At 42.7% G+C, this 2,197-nt stretch carries 2 protein-coding genes; both read left to right on the forward strand.

The window, feature by feature from the left end; all coding sequences use genetic code 11:
* The first annotated feature begins 236 nt into the window (after positions 1-236).
* Complete coding sequence (locus AABI99_RS18135) at positions 237-1,406, forward strand: efflux RND transporter periplasmic adaptor subunit (RefSeq protein ID WP_338367516.1); 1,170 nt, start codon at positions 237-239, stop codon at positions 1,404-1,406.
* 12 nt (positions 1,407-1,418) lie between these two features.
* A partial coding sequence (locus AABI99_RS18140) for an efflux RND transporter permease subunit (RefSeq protein WP_338367517.1) occupies positions 1,419-2,197 on the forward strand: 779 nt, incomplete at its 3' end.

Below are 2,197 nucleotides of genomic sequence, written 5' to 3' on the forward strand. Positions count from 1 at the left end.
CGCTTAGCTTGGCTTTTTTGTTTTCTAACCTGCAACAAAAAACGCAGTGAATGTTTATTTTATATACTTGTGTGTTTTATTTTTCATCAAATTAACATTTTCTACAACCTAGTAATTAGGTATAATTTTCAACTGTAAGTTAGTGTAAATTTACGCCTTTTGAGATTTATAATCCTATTAAATTGCTTTAGAATGATCGTTCATTCTAGAGATAAATCGACTAAAAGGTATTTAACATGCAGCGTTCTCGCATTGCTTTATTTGTATTAACAGCCCTGGTTGGGTCTGTTGCTTTAACAGGTTGTGACCAAGCAGCTGACTCGCAACAAGCTTCAGCGCCACAAGTAGTACCTGTTGGTGTAATTACATTAAAAAGCCAAGCGCTTACATTAAAAAAGGAGCTTCCCGGTCGCATTAGTGCTTTTCAAATTGCACAGATCCGCCCGCAAGTAAGTGGTATTGTGCAATCGCGTTTATTTACAGAAGGGGCGCAAGTTAAAAAAGGCCAATCGCTTTATCAAATTGACCCCGCTACATTTGAAGCTGACTTAGCAGCAAGCGAAGCAGCTGTTGCTCGTGCAGAGGCAAGTATTGCCAGCACTAAATCAAAAGCGTCGCGTTATAGCGAGCTTTTAAAAATTAAAGCTGTGAGTCAGCAAGATTTTGATGAAGCCGATGCAGCACAAAAGCAAGCGCAGGCTGAACTTTTAACAGCAAAAGCACAGCTTAAAACTGCCCAAATCAATTTAGATTATAGTCATGTATCCTCTCCGATTAGTGGTCAAATTAGTAAATCAAATGTGACGGTTGGTGCGCTAGTGAGTGCGAACCAAACAACGGCACTGGCAACAGTGACTCAGCTTGACCCTATATATGTTGATTTAACACAATCAAGTAACGAGTTAACCCAGCTAAAAAAAGCAATTTCTTCAGGTGCATTGAGTGTGGACTCACAAGCTCAAACTGAAGTTGAGCTACAAATGGAAGATGGCTCAACTTACCCCTTAAAAGGCACCTTGCAGTTTTCTGAGGTAACGGTAGACCCAAGCACGGGTTCGGTTACGTTGCGTGCCAAGTTTCCTAATCCAGACAAACTATTATTGCCAGGCATGTATGCACGTGCCGCTGTGGTTGAGGGCGTAAAACAAGACGCTATTTTAGTGCCTCAGCGTGGAGTAAGCCGAAACACCAAAGGTGAGCCAACAGCCATGGTGGTAAGCAAAGAAAACACCGTTGAAAGCCGCGTGTTAAAAGTTGATAGAACGATTGGCTCAAACTGGTTAGTCACCGATGGATTAAGTGATGGCGATCAAGTGATTGTTGAAGGATTACAAAAAATTCGTCCAGGAGCACCGGTAAACCCTTCTGAAGTTTCATCGTCTGCAACAGCCGACAAAGCGCAATAACGGAGAGTTTTAATGTCACGATTTTTTATCGATAGACCCATTTTTGCATGGGTACTTGCTATCGTGGTTATGCTTGCAGGTATTTTGGCTATTCAAAGTTTACCTATAGCGCAGTATCCATCAATCGCACCGCCAGCAATTAGTATTACGGCAACATATCCGGGGGCATCAGCACGTACCTTAGAGGATACGGTTACGCAAGTAATTGAACAAAAAATGAAAGGGCTAGATGGCTTGCTATATATGTCGTCAACCTCAGAGTCAAGCGGCTCAGCAACGCTTACGCTTTCATTTAGTGCCGACACAGACCCAGATATCGCCCAGGTACAAGTGCAGAATAAGTTAGCTACAGCAACCCCTTTATTGCCAGAAGAAGTGCAGAGGCAAGGGGTATCTGTGGCTAAATCTGCACGTAACTTTTTAATGGTACTTGGTTTTGTATCAAAAGACGGCAGCATGACCAATATCGATATTGGTGATTATGTGTCATCGAATGTACAAGATATTATCTCGCGCGTTGAGGGGGTAGGTGAAGTTCAGCTGTTTGGGTCGCAATATGCTATGCGTATATGGTTAGATCCAGCCAAGCTGCAAAACTACAAACTAACACCTGCAGATATTAGCACCTCAATTAGTGCGCAAAATGCGCAAGTATCTGCCGGTCAACTAGGGGGCATGCCCGCGGTTGAAGGCCAACAACTTAATGCAACAGTCACAGCGCAAAGCCGCTTACAAACGGCAGCAGAGTTTGAACAAATTATAGTAAAAGCAAATGCCGATGGCTCGTTTAT

This window comes from uncultured Pseudoalteromonas sp., from assembly GCF_963922945.1.
Taxonomy (GTDB): domain Bacteria; phylum Pseudomonadota; class Gammaproteobacteria; order Enterobacterales; family Alteromonadaceae; genus Pseudoalteromonas.